Raw genomic sequence first — 18,209 nt, forward strand, 5'->3', positions numbered from 1 at the left:
GAAAATCGTCTTTGGAGCAAAACAGGAACCTGCCATGAAAGCCGTATTACTTGACGCCGCCAGCCTGGGCGACGATGTGGACCTTGCGCCGCTGGCGGCGGCAGTGGATGAGCTGGTCATCCATCAACATACCGCCGTTGAGCAATGTGTGGCACGGCTGACCGGTGCGCAGGCGGCCATCTGCAACAAGGTGGTGCTGGACGCGGACACACTGGCAGCCTTGCCCGGCCTCAGCTTGATCTGTGTACTGGCGACGGGCACAAACAATATTGACAGTGATGCCGCCGCCCGGCAGGGCATCGAGGTACGCAACATCACTGCTTATGGCACCGCCAGCGTTGCGCAACATACCCTGATGCTGATGTTGGCACTGGCAAACCGCCTGCCGCTGTACCAGCACGACGTCAACGCCGGCGACTGGCAGCACAGCAAGTCTTTCTGCCTGATGACACATACAACACTGCAGCTGGACGGCAAACATCTGGTTATTGTGGGCCAGGGCGAGCTCGGGCAACGGGTCGCCCATCTGGCAGAAGCGTTTGGCATGCGAGTGAGTTTCACTGCGCGCCCGGGCAATGAGCGACACGATCAGCGCCCAACACTGGCGCAGCTGGCACCAGCAGCGGATATCATCAGCCTGCACTGTCCGTTGACCGAGCATACCCGTCACCTGATTGATCAGGCCATGCTGAGCAAACTGAAACCAGGTGCAATACTGATCAACTGCGCTCGCGGTGGTATCGTCGATGACGGTGCCGCGCTGGCAGCACTTCGGCAGGGATTTCTGGGTGGCCTGGGGGTTGATGTGCTGCCGCAGGAGCCGCCCAGTCAGGGCCATGCGTTGTTAACGGCGTTGCAGGACAAGCTCAACCTGGTTGTGACGCCGCATAACGCCTGGATAAGCCCGGAAGCGCGTCAGACGGTCGTCGACATGACCGCTGACAACTTGCGTCAGACCTGAGCCACCAACGATTCCGTGGGCAGCACAAACCAGCGCAGGACTTCGTGCTCAGCGCAAAGCGCCGGATCACAGGGGGCAACATCCGGATGCTCAGCCAGAAGTTGCGCCTCGGCGGTTGCCAGCGACTGCGACAGTGACGGTGGATAATGCTGGCCGTCGCCGACTTGTCGACTCTGACGCCAGTCCAGCGCTGCCAGTGGATCCTGCCGCTCGCTGACGGCATGCTGGTATCGCCAGACGCCGTGACTGGCTTCATAACGGTAACAACGCAACAATCGCCAGCCGTGTCTGGCGACCAGCTCAAGCGCGCGCAGCAGGTACTCCAGCTCCTCGGCATCAATAAAATAGTTGAAATTGAGACGCACCCAACCAGGGCGCATCAGGCCGGCACCTGACGTTACGGCAGCCTGCACACGTTTACTGTAAGCCATGTCCATGCCCAGCAGACTGTGCGCATAGGGCCCGGCGCATGAACACCCGCCTCTGGCCTGAATGCCAAACAGGTCATTCAGCAGGGATACCACAAAACCATAATGCAGCTCACGCTTACCATGCCAGAAGCGCAAGGAAAAAATCGGCAAACGATGACCGTCTGCATTGCCCAGCACCTCGATATTGTCACAGGCCTGCAGCCGCGCCATGACTGTTTCAGCCATGGCCTGCTCCTTAGCCTGAATCACGTCAATACCCACCTGCTGCTGCAGGGAAAACACCAGGCCGGCGCGAATGGATTCGACAATGGCCGGTGTGCCACCCTCCTCACGACGTTCAATATCCGTGACATAAACATGATCATCCGGCGTGACGTAGGATACGGTGCCGCCTCCGACCATCGCTGGCACACGGTTTCGAAACAGGCCCTGCTTGGCTACCAGAATACCTGGCGTCCCCGGACCGCCGACAAATTTATGCGGCGACAGAAACACTGCATCCAGGGCGTCATCGGCGTTCATGTCAATGCGAACATAGGGCCCGGCCGCGGCATAGTCCCAGCATGCCAGTGCGCCAAAACGCTTGAGCAGCGCAGTGATGGCAGCAACATCGGTCTTGATGCCGGTGACATTGGACGCCGCCGAAAAACTGCCAATCAGCAAATTGCGCTGCTGGTGCCTGATCAACGCCGTCTCCAGGGCGTTCAGGTCGATACTCCCTGCGCTGTTCAGGGGAATCAATTCCAGCCTGGCGATACTCTCGCGCCAGGGCAATTCATTTGAGTGGTGCTCGTAGGGACCAATAAATACAACCGGGCGCTCGTCCTCGGGCAGCTTCGCCGACAGCTGGCAACGCTGATCAAGATCAGCAGGCAGACGCAGGTTAAGAACGTCTATCAGTTTATTGATGGCCGCAGTGGCACCCGAGCCGCAGAAAATCACTTTGTCATCCGCCGAGCCATTGACTGCCCGCCGGATCATCTGTCGCGAGGATTCACGTAGCGCCGAGGTACGGGCACCCGTATAGGTGGTCTCGGTATGGGTGTTGGCATAGAACGGCAATACCTGCTCGCGAATATAGTCCTCAATAAAACCCAGACTACGGCCTGATGCCGTGTAATCGGCGTACACCAGCGGTCGATCGCCAAACGCGGTGCGAATGCAATGACGCTGGCCAATGACATTGTCACGGATTTTCTGAATCAACTCGCTCATGGTGGCCTCGGCTGCAACGGCATTGTCGAAGGCCAGTATCGTACTCAATTCAAGGCGAAACATTGTTCCTATTTGTATCAATATATCGCTTTTTATCGAGACATTGTTCCGATATTATTGAATCTATTGAAACATTATCTCACATCAAGGCCACAGGCTGAATGGTAACGCTATGGATACTCAGGACAGAAAATTATTACGTCTTTTACAACAGGATGCAGCGCTGTCAGTGGCCGATCTGGCTGAGGCCGTTGGTATGTCCAAGTCTGCCTGCTGGCGACGAATTCAGAAGCTGGAGGACGACGGCACCATCAGACAACGTGTCACGCTGCTGGATCCCACCAAACTGGGGCTTGGACTCACCGTTTTTGTGACCGTGCGCACCAATCAGCACAACGCCGACTGGGCGAAGCATTTCAACAAGGTCGTGCAGGACGTCGAAGGTGTGCTGGAAGTCTACCGGCTGGGCGGTCAGATAGACTACCTGCTGAAAGCCGTGGTGGCGGACATGCCCGGATATGACCGGCTCTATCAGCAATTGATCGCCGCAGACCTGTTTGATGTCACCGCCAGCTTTGTCATGGAGGAAATCAAAACCACCACGGTGCTGCCGATCTAAGCGTTTCGGTTAGCGCCGGGGCCGAAAAGCCAGCAACACATTGCCTGCCTGCTGGCGAAACCGGTCGTATCCGGAACCCACAAACACCATGCCGGCACCGGCGGCGATGGTATGTGAATCGAAAGCACCGCCGTGCGCTTCAACGTTGTTGACCGTGGCAAAACTCTGGGAGGAATCAAACTCGAACAGGATATCGCCGTTCTCACCATCAAACACAAACAACCTGCCATCGATATTACCAGCCACTAAAGCGCCATCCACGACCAGAGGCAACGCTGAGAAGCCATAGCGTTGCTGGCAGGTTTCGACACGCAGGTTGCGACCATTAGCGCAGTCAGGCCGGGCACGAAACGCCCATACCGGCTCCCCGGTGTCCAGATCAAATGCATACACACCGGCATCAACCATGTCGTCAGTCATGCTGGCATAGTGTGGGTCGTTGATCGGCAGGAATACGCGTTCACCATCCACCGCGATGCCCCAGTGATTACCCCCCAGAGCACCACCATCACCCACCCGTTGCTGCCAGACCACGCTACCATCGTCCGGGCGCAGCGCCCACAGATGCCCGGATTTCTGGCCCGCCACCAGACGTTCACTGCCATCCGCCAGCGTTACCAGCGTGGCAGCACTACCAAAATCCCAGTCCTTGATAATGCTGTCGTCAGCAGAGGGACAATTGGGGCCGTATTCTCGGCCGGTGCAGGCCATGTTCCAGACGTCATTGGCGACCGCCTGGAACTGCCAGCGCACATCACCGGAATCGAGGTCCAGCGCGATAATGGCGTTGCTGGTGTCGGTAGCCGGCAACGAAGTATTCTCACCGGTAGTGACATACAGCAGCCGGCGCTTTTCATCAAGGCTGGGGCTGGACCAGATCGGCGCACCTGACGGTCCCCGCAACCGGGTACCCACTGCGTTACGTTGGCCGGTGTAGTCAGCCAGTGGCATGGTGTAATAGGTCCATACGGTTTCACCGGTGAGGCCGTCCATAGCAACCACCGCGCCACGACCATCACAGCATTCATGTGTGGCTTCAGCGCCACGTTGCACACCCGAGGCTGATACCGGCAAATACAGTCGTTGCTCAAAAAACAGGGGAGCCCCGGTCAGACGTGTGTGCACACCCTCATCGACGGCACCATCAATCACCCAGGCCGCATCGCCAGTCAGGGGATCAATGGCGTGCAGACGGGCACGTTCATCCGTGACGTAAAGCAGGCGTTCACCGTTGGCCAGAACATCACTCAGTGTCATCGAACTGCGCAGACTGGCGCCGGCGTCATAGGCCCATTTCAGGCAGCCTGAAACCGTATCAATAGCCAGTACCTGTTCCGTCGCTGCGGCAGGATAAAATAAAGTGCCGCCAGCGATTACCGGCGTTGAACGCAAACCACCAATACCCGGCAGACCCAGAGCCCAGGCAAGTTCAAGATCAGCCATATCGGATTTGTTGAGGCCGCTTTGTTCAGCGCTCAGATTGCGGGAAAATTGTAAGTCACCACCCGCATTGGCCAACGACACGGGCGCCAGATCAATCGAGCGCTGTGATTCCGAACAACGGTTGTCGGTCAGCCACTGCCCTGACACGGGTGGCACGGCCAGATAGTCAATCACGTCTTCGCGCTCGGCCTCAGTCAAACGCTGACCCTGTGCCTGCATCAGCCCCGCAGTCAATGCAAAGCGCAGAGTGTCCGCTGTCATTGCATTCAGAGCATCAACGGACACCGCCCTTGGATCGCCGCCTTCATGGCAGGTCGCACAATGGGCGGCAAACACCGCCGCCCCCGGGTGGCTGTCTTCTTCCTGGGCCGGGGCCGGAAACGCGGCTAACAGCGATAACGTTGCTCCCACCGCCGTCTGAACCGATAGCTTTATCGGTGTTGGTATTGTCATTCGACGGCGAAAGAAGCTGGCTATGCTCATGGGATCACAGGCTCACTTTTTGCTCTGTTTGTTTTTGTCTTCAGGATCCCAGCCGGTAACGCAGTTTGATCACCAGCGTGTCTACAACGGGCTCGGTCCATGCTTCATGCAGAAGCCCAGTGTAATCATCAAAGGTATTGCCCGGCAAGTTTCCACCTCGCGTGTAGACAATAAACAGATCTGACAGCGGCGCAATTTCCCAGCGGTAACGCGCCTGGAACGTCATGCGGCTGATACTGAAGTTGTCGCTGGTCGTATTAGGCTTGGGTACTTCGCGCAACTCCTCAATACGATTGGGATTGACCTGCAGGAATTTATTTTCAAACGCCTTCAGACCCGTCCATTGCATGCCTATGCGAATCTGCTGACGGGCGTTGATGAAGTAGTTCAGCGTCACTTTAGGCGACCACTGCGTGGCTTCGTAACTGGTGTACCGCCCATCGCCCCGGTAAACCAGAAGCCCTTCTCTGTCGGTGTAAGCGGCCTCCGCCAGCAATGAAAAATTATCTACCGGCCGGTAAGTAACCCCGGCGGTAGTGGTGGTATTGCGCTCACCCAGATCTTCGGAATTGGCATCAACATTAAAGTTGTAGACCAGTTTCTGCGATGGATCAGTATCCCAGCCAAACACAAACTGCCAGCGGCCCGGCACATAATAATCACCACTGCCACGACCCAACCGGTCATCTACGCGGCGGTGATAATAGCGGGCACTGGCCATCAGGGAGTGATTGTTCAGGAAGGTGTAATTACGAGTGGCGAACACACCCTGACGCACAAAATCGCCATTGCCGTTCCACTGGTTAAAGCTGAAAATGCTGGTACTGCGCGAACGCAGGCCTTCCACATTGGACTCATTGCGTGTGTAGTTATAGTCCAGGTGCATCAGGTCATTACGGGTCAGAAAACCCAGTGTATTCAGGTCCAGCGTATCATCGTGGTAACCCGCAGCAACCCGATGCTGGCGGCCACGCACGGGCTGGAAAATGATATCGGCAAATGCGCCCTGTCCGTCCACGCCATTGACATCACTTTGCACTGCCTGAGCATCAAACACCCAGCGCGCATCAGCGGAGAAATAATGCATGTCGACGCCATTGACGACCGCATCAACATCCGTGTGGGACACCGATGTCCCCATCCAGCCAATCGAGCGACGACCACCACCGGTGGTATCTTCGTACAACAGTCGACCAACACCAAAATCGCGACCTTCTGCTTCAATCTTAACGCGTGTTCCGTCAATGGTCTGGCCACGGATTTCACTGTCGTCTTCCGACGCCAGCAGGGTTCCATAACGCCAGTTACCATTCTGACCGGTAAACTTGGCAGCACCCAGCAGATCAGTCGGTTGACTGACATCAGTGGCGACAGTGGTCACCCCACTGGGCACATCAAACAACGCGGCACTGCCAATACGCCGGGTATTCAGCAGCGTAGTGGGGCCGCCCGGGCCGCGGGCACTCTGATTACGTGGCGAGGTATTAAAAACATCCTGCCCTTCAAGGAAAAACGCCCGCTTTTCCGGAAAGAACGTTTCAAACGCGCTCAGATTGACCACAATATCATCGGATTCGACATTGCCAAAATCAGGGTTGAGACTTGCCGACAGTTGAGTGTTAGTGATCGGCCGCCAGAACACTTCCAGACCAGTGCGCAGCTCTGAATCGTGGCGAATACCGTCATAGGTGCCAGACAGATACGGATACCAGGTCAACTGCGCACTGGGTTCAATCGCGTCCAGTTCCAGTTTGTGCCAGGCAGATATAAACTCATTCACAGTGGTGGGCAGCGGCGGAAACGACCAGGTTTCATTCAGGTAGCCTATCTGACGCTCAGTATAGATGCCGATTTGACGCGTATCACCAGACACACTGGGCAACGCCATCATGGTCCAGGGAATAAAAAATTCCGCCACCCAACCACCGTCTACCGCACTGGTTTCGGCATCCCAGGAACCATCCCACTGCAGGTTCAATTGCCGTTCTGGCAGTATCGTGGCATCGGTCTTGGACCCGCCCAGATTCACCCGCATCATGTAGCCATACAGCCCCTGACCTGATGGATCAATATTGATTACGAAGCCGTCTCGCTCGAGTCGCGTGTCCCGCGAAGTCATACGTGCGACCAGGGAGGCTGGGGCCTGGTGGTTCATTACCCCGACATAGATGCCACGATCGGTATAGAAAATATGGGTGTCGGTGCGCAGCGTTGCCTCGGTCAGTGTATCAGGCTGAATCACGCGCATGCCATCAATGGCAGGCACTCGTTGCCATACACTTTCATCCAGTCTGCCATCCAGTGTGATCTGCGCGTCGCTTTCCTCAACCCGCACCAGGCGTGGCGTGATTTCCTGAGCCAGGGTAATACCAGAGAAGACAGTGACGGCGATTAACAGAGCGAGACCAAGCGGCATAGACAGCCAGCGTCGAACGGGCGAGGAGTGACGAGTAGAAACGGGCATAATTATTCTCTTTTTTTGTCCCCAGGCTCGTTGTGGGCAGTCGGGGTTTGCCAGACTATAGCGGGGCGGTCACGGTTCACCCATAGCTGGCTACAAATCGTTGCAAAATAGACTGTTGGCAAAGCCCTCCCTTTCCCGACTTATTCGTGGGATGATAAAGCCAGTGTGATCAGGCAGCACCTGCCTACCGCCCTGACATACTCTAAAAATACAGTGGCAAAAGGGGATATCATGCAACTGAACAAGAATCTTGTCGAAGAAATGGAACTACTGCTCAAATTCGATCTGAGCAGCGCCCGTGTTGGCCTGAAGGTCCACAGTAACGCTGATGCAGACATGATCGCAGCCGCAAAACGGCTGTATGAAAAAGCGCTGGTTGAGCATGAGGATGGGGGATTTCTCACGACCTTAGGCCACGAAGCTGCCGAGCACCTGCAGGCAGCGCAACAGATACTGACATCATCGGAATAACCGGATGCTGCTGGCGTTGCCCTGCAGCTTAAATCCTTCAGTTCAAGCTTTTGTTACGGTGTCAGACGCTCAGGCGCCAGGCACCCTGACCCAGCCTTCCATGAGCACACGCGCACTGCGACTCATGATTGCTTTGCTGACTGTCCATTCTGTCCCGACCTGGGTTGCCTCGGCGCCCACTCGCAACGTGCCTGACGGATGCCCGAACACCACCTCCGTGAGCTTGCCACCGCCGGCGGCCAGGTTGACCAGTGTCCCCGGTACCGCCGCAGCTGCCCCGATAGCAACGGCTGCCGTGCCCATCATGGCATGATGCAGCTTGCCCATGGACATGGCGCGAACCAGTAAATCAACTTCAGTTGCCTTCACGGTTTTGCCACTGGACGTGACATAATCAATGGGTGGTGCAACGAACGCGACCTTGGGCGTGTGCTGTCGGCTCACGGCTTCGCTGACATCGTTGATCAGCCCCATCCTGACAGCGCCGTGACTGCGGATGGTCTCGAGCATGGCCAGCGCCCCGCTGTTATCATTGATAACAGACTGGGGTTCGGCACCGGTATAACCTAATTCGCTGGCGTTCAAGAAAATGGTGGGTATGCCCGCGTTGATGAATGTGGCGTTGAGTTTGCCAACGCCAGGCACATCCAGTTCATCCACCAGGTTGCCGGTCGGGAACATGGCACCGCCGTCTTCGCCCTCGTCAGCCGGGTCCATGAACTCCAGTTTGACTTCAGCGGCAGCAAAGGCCACACCGTCCAGCTCAAAGTCACCGGTCTCCTGTACCTCTCCATTGACCATGCGTACATGGGCAACAATGGTCTTGCCAATATTCGCCTGCCAGATCCGGACCGTACAATGCCCATTCTGAGGCACTCGCGTCGCATCAATCAGTCCGTTGCTGATGGCAAAACCTCCTACCGCAGATGACAGGTTGCCACAGTTGCCGCTCCAGTCCACAAAGGCTTTGTCAATTGCCACCTGGCCAAACAGGTAATCTACGTCATGGTCGGTGCTGCTACTTTTGCTGATGATCACGGTTTTACTGGTGCTCGAGGTTGCACCGCCCATACCATCAGTATGTTTGCCGTAGGGGTCGGGGCTGCCAATCACGCGCATCAATAATTGGTCGCGGGCCGCGCCGGGAATCCTGGCATCAGGAGGCAGGTCATCCAGCAAAAAAAACACACCTTTGCTGGTACCACCCCGGATATAGGTTGCCGGTACTTTGATTTGCGCGGGAAAGGTCATGTTGGCACTCCCTCCACTCCCGACACGCCCGGCACCTGCTCCGATTCCAGGAAATCCTGGGCAAAACGCTGCAGCACGCCACCGGCGTCATAGATCGAACATTCTTCATTACTGTCCAGACGGCACTTCACCGGCACTTCCAGGCGTTGACCATTGTGTCGGTTGATCACCAGTGTCAGCCTTGCTCCCGGTGTACGCTCACCCATCACATCGAAGGTTTCGGTGCCGTCAATTTCCAGTGTTTTACGCGTAGTGCCCGGCTCGAATTCAAGTGGCAGCACGCCCATGCCAATCAGATTGGTGCGGTGTATGCGCTCAAACCCTTCCGCGACAATGGCTTCAACGCCGGCCAGGCGCACACCCTTGGCAGCCCAGTCACGTGACGAGCCCTGACCGTAGTCGGCACCGGCAATAATGATCAGTGGCTGTTTACGTACCATATAGGTTTCGATCGCTTCCCACATGCGAGTCACCGTACCCTCCGGCTCCACTCGGGCCAGCGACCCCGGTTTCACCTGACCGTCAACAATAGCCATTTCATTGACCAGTTTCGGATTGGCAAAAGTAGCGCGCTGCGCAGTCAGGTGATCACCCCGGTGCGTTGCATAGGAATTAAAATCTTCTTCAGGCACACCCATCTTATGCAGATACTCTCCGGCCGCGCTGTCCATCATGATGGCATTGGACGGTGACAGATGATCAGTCGTAATGTTGTCGCCCAGCACAGCCAGCGGTCGCATGCCGCGTAACGGCCGCTCCCCGGCCAGCGCGCCCTCCCAATAAGGCGGACGCCGGATGTAGGTACTTTGTGAGCGCCAGTCGTACAGAGGCTCAATTTTATTGTCTGAATCGCGCGTGATATCAAACATCGGAATGTAGACATCCCGGTACTGCTGCGGTTTCACACTCTGTTTAACGATGGCATCAATTTCTTCATCGCTGGGCCAGATGTCTTTTAATGTCACGGGATTGCCCTGTTTATCCGTCCCCAGACTGTCCTTCTCGATATCAAAGCGGATGGTTCCGGCAATCGCGTAGGCCACGACCAGCGGCGGCGATGCCAGAAAAGCCTGTTTTGCGTAAGGGTGAATACGACCATCAAAATTCCGGTTACCCGACAGTACAGCGGTGGCATACAGATCCCGCTCAATGACTTCTTTCTGGATATCCGGATCGAGTGCACCGCTCATGCCATTACAGGTTGTACAGGCGAAGGCAACAACACCAAAACCCTGTTGTTCCAGCTCCGTTAACAATCCGGCTTCCTGCAGATACATTTTTACCGTTTTCGAGCCTGGCGCCAGCGATGTTTTAACCCAGGCCTTGCGCTGCAGCCCCAACTTATTGGCATTGCGCGCAATCAGACCGGCAGCAATCATGTTGCGCGGGTTACTGGTATTGGTACAACTGGTAATGGCGGCGATGATCACCGCGCCGTCGGGCAGACGCCCTGCCTCATCCTCAACCTTGCCACTGATACCCCGCGCTGCCAGCTGCGACGTTGGCAACAGCGCATGCGGATTTGAAGGCCCGGCCAGTGTTCGCGCCACAGTCGACAGATCAAATGTTAATACACGCTCGTAGCTGGCACTGGCCAGACTGTCGGCCCACAAGCCGGTGTGTCTGGCAAACTTCTCCACCAGTGCAACCTGCTCGTCATCGCGCCCGGTCAGGGTCAGGTAGTCGATGGTCTGCTGATCGATATAGAACATGGCTGCTGTGGCACCGTATTCGGGTGTCATGTTGGCAATGGTGGCACGATCACCAACGCTCAGCCGGGCGACACCGACGCCGTAAAATTCCAGATAGGCACCGACCACTTTTTCCCGTCGCAGAAATTCGGTCAGCGCCAGCACCATATCGGTACTGGTAATACCCGGCTGCAGTTTTCCTGTCAACTCAACGCCCACCACATCCGGCAAGCGCATCCACGACGCGCGCCCGAGCATCACGCTTTCGGCTTCCAGACCGCCCACACCGATGGAAATCACGCCCAATGCGTCAACCATCGGTGTGTGGCTGTCGGTGCCGACACAGGTATCGGCGAACGCAACGCCGTCACGCACCTGCACCACCGGCGACATTTTCTCCAGGTTGATCTGGTGCATGATGCCATTGCCCGGTGGAATTACATCCACATTCTCAAAGGCGGTTTTGGTCCAGTTAATAAAATGAAAACGGTCATCGTTGCGGCGATCTTCAATGGCCCGGTTTTTCTCAAACGCATCTTTGTCAGAACCAGCATGCTCCACCGCCAGTGAATGGTCCACGATCAACTGTGTCGGTACCACCGGATTTACTTTGGCGGGGTCACCGCCCTGACTGGCAATGGCATCACGCAGACCGGCCAGATCAACCAGTGCCGTTTGTCCCAGAATGTCATGACAGACAACGCGCGCCGGAAACCAGGGGAAATCGAGATCACGTTTGCGCTCGATCAATTGCTGCAATGAGGCCGTCAGGGTCTCCGGATCACAGCGCCGCACCAGATTCTCAGCGAGCACGCGCGAGGTATACGGCAACTGGTCATAGGCACCCGGTTGAATGGTATCCACTGCTTCCCGGGTATCAAAATAATCCAGTTGCGTTCCTGGTAGCGGTTTGCGATAGCGGCTATTCATGACAGGCTTGACCTTTTTGCGTGTATGGCTTGATTGATTAACAGCTTAGCGTTTATCAATGGCAGTGACTTTTCGTGGCTCTGGCCCGGTGTACTCCGCGCTGGGACGAATAATACGATTATCGGCGCGCTGCTCCATGACGTGTGCCGCCCAGCCGGTCAATCGGCTCATGACAAAGATTGGCGTAAACAGCTTGGTTGGAATATCCATAAAATGGTACGCCGAGGCATGGAAAAAGTCGGCATTGCAAAACAGTTTCTTCTCGCGCCACATCACTTCCTCGCAGCGAACCGATACCGGGTACAGCGTCTTGTCACCCACATCGTTGGCCAGTTTCTCTGACCACAGCTTGATGATGGCATTACGCGGATCAGATTCTTTATAGATTGCGTGGCCAAAACCCATGATTTTTTCTTTGCGTTCTAGCATGCCCAGCATTTCCTGCTCGGCATGATCCGCATCCCTGAAATTTTCGATCATGTCCATCGCCGCTTCATTGGCGCCGCCATGCAGTGGTCCGCGCAGGGTACCGATCGCGCCGGTAACACAGCTGTGCATGTCAGACAGGGTCGAAGCACACACGCGCGCTGTAAAGGTAGATGCATTAAACTCATGTTCGGCGTACAGGATCAGTGACACATTCATGGTCTGGGCGTGCAGCGTCTTGGGCTTTTCGCCGCGCAGCATGTGCAAAAAATGACCGCCGACAGAGTCATCATCCGTGTTTTCATTGATACGCAGACCGTCATGGCTGTAGCGATACCAGTAACAGATGATGGAGGGAAATATCGCCAGCAGACGGTCGGCTGCGGCGCCCTGTTGTTTAAAGTCTTCCTCTGTTTCCAGGTTGCCCAATACCGAACAGCCGGTGCGCATCACGTCCATCGGGTGAGCTGATTTGGGAATGCGTTCGAGAACTTCTTTCAGCGCGTTGGGCAGACCGCGCAGACTCCTGAGCCTGGATTTATACTCAACCAGCTCGGCACTATTGGGCAGGTGACCTTTAAGGATCAGATGCGCCACTTCCTCAAATTCACAGTTATCGGCGAGGTCCTGAATATCGTAGCCACGGTAGGTCAAGCCGGAGCCTGAGACCCCGACCGTCGACAGGGCTGTTTTACCTGCGATTTGTCCACGCAAGCCTGCACCACTTAGTACTTTTCCTTCAGCCATTGTTGCTCTCCTCGTTTAATCGGGTTCTTGGTATAAAATTCGTTCTGACAAAAATCGTCTCAGGACTTCTTCTGCTTTGCAAACAGCGCGTCCAGCCTTTCTTCAAACACATGGTAGTCAATACGGTCATAAAGTTCTGCGCGCGTCTGCATCAGTTCCGTCACATTCTGCTGGGTTCCGTCCTGGCGTATGGCAGTATAGACAGCTTCGGCCGCCTTGTTCATGGCACGGAATGCTGACAGTGGATACAACACCAGCGACACATCAACGGACGCCAACTCTTCGGTGGTGTAAAGCGGTGTCGATCCGAATTCGGTAATGTTAGCCAGCACCGGGACGTTTAAGCGTTCGGTGAATTTTTTGTACATGGATAACTCGGTGATCGCCTCCGGAAATATCATGTCCGCACCCGCCTCAATACAGGCTTCAGCGCGCTCCAGAGCGGCATCCAGGCCTTCGACGGCAAGCGCATCAGTGCGCGCCATCACCACAAAACTGTCATCCGTGCGCGCATCAACGGCGGCCTTGATTCGGTCAACCATTTCCTGCTGCGTCACAATTTCCTTGTTGGGACGATGACCACAGCGCTTGGCGCCGACCTGGTCTTCAATGTGCATGGCGGCGGCGCCGAATTTGATCATCGATTTCACGGTGCGGGCCACGTTGAAGGCACTGGCACCAAACCCGGTGTCGACATCTACCAGTAACGGCAGATCACATACGTCAGTAATGCGCCGCACATCAGTCAACACATCATCCAGTCCAGTGATGCCCAGATCGGGCAGGCCCAGTGAGCCTGCTGCCACGCCGCCGCCTGATAAATAGATCGCCTTGAAGCCGGCGCGTTTCGCCAGTAACGCATGATTGGCATTGATGGCGCCAATTACCTGTAACGGATGTTCTTCAGCAACGGCATCACGAAAACGCTGGCCTGGTGATTTGTTCATAGGGTCATTTCTCCTGGTGTTGTGCCGTCGTTCGACTGAGCCAGCAAACGACGTTCGATGTTGCGGCGCGATGCGCTGATATGGCGTCGCATCAGCAACTCTGCCAATTCACCATCGCCATCGGCAATGGCTTCGATGATGCGGTGATGTTCGGCAAACGCCTGTTTCGGTCGCTTGGGCGTTGCCGAATAACGGTATCGATACATGCGCAGCAAATGGTAAAGGTCACCACATAACATGTCGCTGAGTGTACTGTTTTTACTACCCTGAATAATCAGGTAATGAATATCCAGATCGCCTTCCTGCTGATAATAGGACTCGTTATGCTTCAGGCCGCTATGGTTCTCATGCATGGCCAGAACTTCTCGCATGCCGGCAATTTCGTCAGCGCTCATGTTCTGGGCTGCCAGTCGACATGCCATGCCTTCAAGGGCTTCACGCACGTAATACAGCTCAATCAATTCTTCATAACTGAGCGAGGCCACACGAATACCCGCGTGCGGTATGCGCACGACCAGCCTCCGGCCCTCGAGGCGGCGGATTGCTTCCCGCAGCGGCCCACGGCCAATACCGAAGGTTGTGCTCAGGTACTGCTCGCTCAGGCGTGTACCCGGGGCGATATCCCCTTTGACAATGGCGTTCTGGATACGTTCAAAGGCGCCATCAGACAGTGTCTGGCTGCTATTTCGAAGCTCGGGAACGGTCAATTGTAGATAATCCTTCTGATATTACGAGCTGCATGCCGTATTTATGCCAAATAATGGGCCTAAATTTATAGATTGTCAACAATCCATAGAAGCGGACTGAATACAGCAATATAGCGCGTGATCGCCATTTGTCCGACCATTCCGGTAACCTGTCTTATGCAGTCTGGGCAAACAGACAGCGCCGCTGCTATTGTTTGCCTGCAGATGGACGGCACCATACCCCTACAACCAACAAGGAATTTACATGACCCTCTTCCGCACCCTTCTTTGTTTTATCACTCTGGCAGCAGCAACAACCATCTTCGCAGCGCCAGTATCAAACAACTTCACAACTTCCGACGGCGTGGATATCCACTACCTGACCGACGGTGACCAGGGCAGCCCTGTGGTGCTGGTACACGGCTTTACGTCAAGCGCGCAAGGCAACTGGTACAATACCGAAATCGCACAACAACTGGCGGAGTACCACCGTGTCATCGCCATCGACATGCGCAACCATGGTGACAGTGAAACGGTGCAGGAACGCGAACCCGGCATTGTCCGAGATGTACTGGAGTTGCTCGATCATCTGGAGCTGGATAAAGTGCATATGCACGGCTACTCCATGGGCGGCGCCACCACACTGGCCATTCTGGCCTATGCGCCGGAACGCTTGATCACCGCCAGCGCCGGAGGCATGGGCGTCGGCGACCTGCCTGGCAATATCGCGCCGCATGCCGACTTTGACTGGGATCAGGCCCTCGCTGACCGAGTGCCGGTGCAGTTTCCCATTGATCTGACGCAAGTTGAGATACCGGTGATGACCATTAATGGCTCAGACGATGCACCCTTCCCCAAAACCGTGCGCATGACCCGTGAACTGAAAAACTATACCAACTTCATCCTGCCCGGTTATGGACATATGAATGCCATGCGACCAGGCACGGGTTACGCAGAGAGGCTGGTGTTCTTTATCACTCAGAACGACTGACATGGTTTATTCTGTCTCCAGCCAATATCCCTGAAAACAACAAAAATGGAGTGATTGATCATGGCCTGGATTCGCCCTATCAGATATTGCATGCCTGTCGCTGTTGCTGTCTGCCTGACAACAGCTTTTAATCCAGCACTGGCGCAGACAGTTGAGTCACCGTGGTATGACATTCCGTTACCGCCGACGTTTGAAGCTCACAATCTGCCTGCCATTGCCGGCACTCGCGGTCCGGCTCCCGCGGTCGTGCCTGAGGGCGAAGAGCAATATGTCGAACTTGCCGGTCAACGCTTGCTGCAGGACCTGCGTGCCATCATCGAATTTTCCCATCAAAGCCGCCAGCAACAGGAACTCGGCGGCAACCAGATGTGGGGTCGTGTGTCAGGTTTTCCGTCAGGAAAAGCCAGCGCCGACTGGGCAGCACAACAGTTTCGTGATGCCGGTATTGACCAGGTCGAGACACAAACCTTCACTCAGAATCAAGACGCCAGCCTTTGGCTCCCGGTGCAATGGGAGGTACGCCTGATCGGCAACAATATTGCCGGAGCTGGCAGCAAGGACGTGGTATTGACGACTGCTGTGGCGCTGGCGCCGTCACAGATACCCGATGGCACACTGGAGGCGCCGCTGATTTATGTCGGCACCGCCCGCCCGGCGGAACTGGCGCACATGGATGTAAGCGGTAAAATTGCCATCCAGCACATTACGCCTCAGGCGCATCTGGTCTTTGAGCGATCCGCTGCCGTGCCGCGTGCCCAGGACCTGATGGCTCGAGGCGCTGTCGCGGTGCTGAACATTATCGATCAACCCGGTAACGAGATGGCGCGCGACCTCGCCAACTGTGGTGGTCCCTGCTTCAATATCGGTGGCCGCGACGGGGTGTTTCTGGGCAATGTCATGGACGCAGCCGCGACCCGTGGCCATGACGGCCAGTTAAGCGCCCGTCTGTCCCTGCAAACCAGTGAGCACAGTGGCCTGACCGGATACAATGTTGTCGCGGTGGTTCCGGGCGCCAGCGAGGAAAGCATTGTGGTCAATGCGCATCTGGACGCATGGTATGATGGTGCCGGTGACAATGGCGATGGTGTAGCCGTATTAATGGCGCTGGCTCGCCACTTTGGACAGCGGCAGGTCGAACTGGAGCGAACGCTGGTGTTGATAGCAAGCGCCGGGCATCATACGACTGGTCTGAATGGCCCACGTAATGCGGTAAGCATGAATCCGGACCTGTTCGACAACAGTGTGCTTATTTTTAATCTGGAACACGTGGCACAACGAAATTTCTCACCAGCGCGAAGTGTGCTACCGGATGGTTACCGTGAATTCATTGCCGACTCAGGTGAAGCACCCATTGTCGCCGGCATTACCAATTCATCGCCGTTCCTGCAGGACCTGTTTAACGAGGGTGTGCAACGTTACGGTACCAATTTTGTTTCCGGCAACTCTACCATGGCCAGCGGCGAAGGCGGAGGCTACCGGGATGCCGGCAAACCCATAGTCACGACCATGCAGGCACCGCCGCTTTACCATACCAGTGGTGAAGTGGCCGAAGCCATTTCGGTCCCGGGCATGGAGCGCATGGCCCGTTTTATGGCCTGGTTTATCAAACAGGTAGCCCGGGCGCCAAACTCAGAGATCAATCCCTAAAAGGAAACAAACATGCAATACGGAGACGTTAACGTCACCCTGGAAAATCACGTTGCGGTCGTGACCATTCAACGCCCGCCCTACAATTTCTTTGATGTCGCCCTGATTGAAAACCTGGCCGATGCGTTCGCTGCCATGGACGAAGACACCGAGTGCCGGGCGCTTGTGCTTGCCGCTGACGGCAAAGCCTTTTGTGCCGGTGCCAATTTTTCTTCAGGACCCTCCGTGCTGGAGCAGTCAGACGGAAAGGGGCGCAACCCACTGTATGTGGCGGCAGTGCGCCTGTTCAGTAACAAAAAACCGGTGGTCGGCGCCATCCACGGCGCAGCGATCGGTGGCGGTCTGGGCCTGGCGCTGGTGCCTGATTTCAGGGTGACCTGCCCTGAAGCCAGCTTTGCTGCCAATTTCAGCAAACTGGGGTTTCATCCCGGTTTTGGCCTCACGCATACCCTGCCCTCGATAATCGGACAACAAAAAGCCGCCCTGATGTTCTATACCGGGCGCCGCATTAAAGGTGACCAGGCCCATGAATGGGGGCTGGCTGATGTTCTGACCAGCGCTGACCAGGTTCGTAGCGAAGCCGTAAGGCTGGCACAGGAGATCGCAAGCTGCGCGCCCCTGGCGGTGATGTCGGTACGCGCAACGCTACGCCAGGGCCTGACCGAAATGTTGACGGCAGTCACTGACCATGAAGCCAGCGAGCAGGACTGGCAGCGTCTGACCGAAGACTTCAAAGAAGGCGTGGCCTCCGTGGCTGAACGACGCCCCGGTGAGTTCAAGGCACGCTAACAGCAAGTGAGGTGGTA

At 56.0% G+C, this 18,209-nt stretch carries 14 protein-coding genes; 6 read left to right on the forward strand and 8 right to left on the reverse strand.

Annotated elements, in window-relative coordinates:
- Window positions 1-34: 34 nt before the first annotated feature.
- A complete protein-coding gene (locus tag PHACT_RS02430; protein WP_070115751.1) occupies window positions 35-961 on the forward strand; it encodes a D-2-hydroxyacid dehydrogenase in 927 nt (308 codons plus the stop codon).
- On the opposite strand, the gene PHACT_RS02435 is transcribed toward PHACT_RS02430, so the two are convergent.
- Window positions 952-2,670 (reverse strand): aminotransferase class V-fold PLP-dependent enzyme, encoded by a 1,719-nt coding sequence (locus tag PHACT_RS02435; RefSeq protein ID WP_317622239.1) that lies wholly within the window; start codon window positions 2,668-2,670, stop codon window positions 952-954. The genes PHACT_RS02430 and PHACT_RS02435 overlap by 10 nt on opposite strands.
- A 109-nt stretch (window positions 2,671-2,779) precedes the next feature.
- On the opposite strand from PHACT_RS02435, the gene PHACT_RS02440 reads away from it, so the two are divergent.
- The gene (locus PHACT_RS02440) at window positions 2,780-3,226 is read left to right on the forward strand and encodes an Lrp/AsnC family transcriptional regulator (protein WP_070115752.1); all 447 of its coding nucleotides are present in this window, start codon (window positions 2,780-2,782) and stop codon (window positions 3,224-3,226) included.
- Window positions 3,227-3,235: 9 nt separating this feature from the next.
- Here the strand turns inward: PHACT_RS02440 and PHACT_RS02445 are convergent, their stop codons facing one another.
- Window positions 3,236-5,152: an outer membrane protein assembly factor BamB family protein gene (locus PHACT_RS02445; RefSeq protein WP_083264279.1), complete on the reverse strand. Its 1,917-nt coding sequence runs from the start codon at window positions 5,150-5,152 to the stop codon at window positions 3,236-3,238.
- A 40-nt stretch (window positions 5,153-5,192) separates the two neighbouring features.
- Window positions 5,193-7,616 carry a DUF5916 domain-containing protein gene (locus tag PHACT_RS02450; RefSeq protein WP_139141409.1) on the reverse strand — a complete coding sequence of 808 codons (2,424 nt, stop codon included), beginning with the start codon at window positions 7,614-7,616 and terminating at the stop codon, window positions 5,193-5,195.
- Window positions 7,617-7,847: 231 nt separating this feature from the next.
- Here PHACT_RS02450 and PHACT_RS02455 point away from each other — a divergent pair, with 231 nt between their 5' ends.
- The gene (locus PHACT_RS02455; RefSeq protein WP_070115755.1) at window positions 7,848-8,087 is read left to right on the forward strand and encodes a TIGR02647 family protein; all 240 of its coding nucleotides are present in this window, start codon (window positions 7,848-7,850) and stop codon (window positions 8,085-8,087) included.
- Between the two features lie 69 nt (window positions 8,088-8,156).
- On the opposite strand, the gene prpF is transcribed toward PHACT_RS02455, so the two are convergent.
- The 5 genes from prpF to PHACT_RS02480 are packed head-to-tail and all read right to left on the reverse strand — an operon-like array spanning window position 8,157 to window position 14,786.
- Window positions 8,157-9,338, reverse strand: a complete 1,182-nt coding sequence (gene prpF, locus PHACT_RS02460; protein WP_070115756.1) for a 2-methylaconitate cis-trans isomerase PrpF — start codon at window positions 9,336-9,338, stop codon at window positions 8,157-8,159.
- On the reverse strand, window positions 9,335-11,959 hold the full coding sequence (gene acnD / locus PHACT_RS02465) for a Fe/S-dependent 2-methylisocitrate dehydratase AcnD (protein ID WP_070115757.1): 2,625 nt from the start codon (window positions 11,957-11,959) through the stop codon (window positions 9,335-9,337). Before acnD ends, prpF begins: the two co-directional genes overlap by 4 nt.
- Before the next feature lie 45 nt (window positions 11,960-12,004).
- Window positions 12,005-13,132 (reverse strand): bifunctional 2-methylcitrate synthase/citrate synthase, encoded by a 1,128-nt coding sequence (prpC, locus tag PHACT_RS02470; RefSeq protein ID WP_070115758.1) that lies wholly within the window; start codon window positions 13,130-13,132, stop codon window positions 12,005-12,007.
- A 59-nt stretch (window positions 13,133-13,191) separates the two neighbouring features.
- Window positions 13,192-14,079 (reverse strand): methylisocitrate lyase, encoded by an 888-nt coding sequence (prpB, locus tag PHACT_RS02475; protein WP_070115759.1) that lies wholly within the window; start codon window positions 14,077-14,079, stop codon window positions 13,192-13,194.
- On the reverse strand, window positions 14,076-14,786 hold the full coding sequence (locus tag PHACT_RS02480; RefSeq protein ID WP_070115760.1) for a GntR family transcriptional regulator: 711 nt from the start codon (window positions 14,784-14,786) through the stop codon (window positions 14,076-14,078). Before PHACT_RS02480 ends, prpB begins: the two co-directional genes overlap by 4 nt.
- A 244-nt stretch (window positions 14,787-15,030) precedes the next feature.
- Between PHACT_RS02480 and PHACT_RS02485 the strand changes: the two genes are divergently transcribed.
- Genes PHACT_RS02485 through PHACT_RS02495 form a run of 3 tightly spaced genes read left to right on the forward strand, consistent with a single transcriptional unit; the run spans window position 15,031 to window position 18,192 of the window.
- Window positions 15,031-15,756, forward strand: a complete 726-nt coding sequence (locus PHACT_RS02485; protein ID WP_070115761.1) for an alpha/beta fold hydrolase — start codon at window positions 15,031-15,033, stop codon at window positions 15,754-15,756.
- Window positions 15,757-15,816: 60 nt separating this feature from the next.
- Window positions 15,817-17,403, forward strand: a complete 1,587-nt coding sequence (locus tag PHACT_RS02490) for a M28 family peptidase (protein ID WP_083264280.1) — start codon at window positions 15,817-15,819, stop codon at window positions 17,401-17,403.
- A 12-nt stretch (window positions 17,404-17,415) separates the two neighbouring features.
- Window positions 17,416-18,192, forward strand: a complete 777-nt coding sequence (locus PHACT_RS02495; RefSeq protein WP_070115763.1) for an enoyl-CoA hydratase/isomerase family protein — start codon at window positions 17,416-17,418, stop codon at window positions 18,190-18,192.
- The last annotated feature ends 17 nt before the right edge of the window (window positions 18,193-18,209 follow it).

The organism is Pseudohongiella acticola (assembly GCF_001758195.1).
Classification (GTDB): domain Bacteria; phylum Pseudomonadota; class Gammaproteobacteria; order Pseudomonadales; family Pseudohongiellaceae; genus Pseudohongiella; species Pseudohongiella acticola.